1 protein-coding gene is annotated in these 1353 nt (G+C 62.4%); it reads right to left on the bottom strand.

The window, feature by feature from the left end; genetic code table 11:
- Positions 1-25: 25 nt before the first annotated feature.
- Positions 26-1108, bottom strand: coding sequence for an IS110 family transposase (locus N415_RS30235; protein ID WP_068189962.1), 1083 nt, complete (start codon positions 1106-1108; stop codon positions 26-28).
- Between the last annotated feature and the right edge of the window lie 245 nt (positions 1109-1353).

The raw sequence follows: 1353 nt of genomic DNA, 5'->3' as shown, positions 1-1353 counted from the left end.
GGCGTAGGGGATGGTGTGGATGCTCCTATGCAGCGTCAAGAACCTCTGGTTGTCGGTTTAGGTCGGCTTGGAGTGCCCGATACAGTTCGCGGACCACGGCTCGTTTGAGGCAGCGGATGATTTCCTTTTTCGTTTTGCCTTCTTGGGTTCGGCGTTCGAGGTAGCGCTTGGTGGGTTCGTGCCATCGCAGTCTGTTGACGACAATCAGGTAAATGGCACTGTTGGCATCGCGGTCTCCGCCACGGTGCAGGCGGTGGCGGGCGGTGTTTCCGGTGCTGGCTGGGATGGGAGCAACACCACACAGTCGCGCCAAGGAGGCTTCAGACTTGAGCCGGTCGATATTCTCGCCGGCCGTAGTCAAAATCTGTCCCGCTACTTCGGTTCCGACGCCATTGACCGCGAGCAGATTGGGCGCCCGGCGGGCGAGGATGGCGTCGAGCTCCCTATTAGCGTCAGCGATCTCCACGTCGAGCATCTGGATGCGCTTAGCCAACCGGCGCAGCATCCGGCGGGCCGTCACCACAGGGTCACCCGGTGCGCCGGCTGCCGGGACTCTCAGCCGTGCGCACCGCGCGACCAGGGCAGCTCGGTCATAACTGGATAACTTCTCGCGAAGCTCTTCAGGCGCACACCACAGCAGGCCGTGAATTTGGTGCAGCGCTGCCCTGCGCGCTTTGACCGCGCTACGGCGGGTCGCACGGACCTGACGGACGGCCTCGACGTATCCATCGCGCACCTTCGGGATGGTGGCCGCTTCTTCACTGAGCACCGCTCGAGCGGCATTGATCGCATCAATCGGGTCAGACTTGCCTCGGGCTCGCCGAGCTTGCCGGTTAGGCCGCGATACCTCGATCACCGTGATCCCCTGCGCCCGAAGATGGCGTTGCAGCCCAGCGCCATAGGAACCGGTTCCCTCAAGGCCCACTTTAAGCACGGTGCCGTGCGAGCTCATCCACGACAGCAGTTGCCGATAGCCGGTGCGGGTCGCGGGAAATTCCTTGTCGGCGAGCAATTTTCCAATGCCCGCGTCGAGCACCGCGCCGTGATGGGTCAGCTTATGCGTATCAACCCCACCGACAATGTGACGAAACCCCGGTTGACTTGTCATGCTTGTTCCTGCCGTCCTCTACTCCAGGTGGATGGGTGGCGCCACCGGCGTCGACGGTTGGACAAAACAGAGATGGGGGCTTGTGGCGCAAGCTCCTATGAAGTCACGGCCGTCGCGTCGGTGACGTCAAACGCGCCACTCCCAGCAACAGCCGACAGATCCACACAAGGACAACCCGCCGGCGTCAATCGAGGTCAGAGTCAGACCGCCACCGGAAGCGACGCATCCCCATCTTCTCTGTCGAT

The organism is Mycobacterium sp. UM_CSW (assembly GCF_000455205.1).
GTDB lineage: Bacteria > Actinomycetota > Actinomycetes > Mycobacteriales > Mycobacteriaceae > Mycobacterium.
The sequence above is the reverse complement of the archived record's forward strand: the minus strand, read 5'-3'. Positions and strand labels throughout refer to the sequence as shown.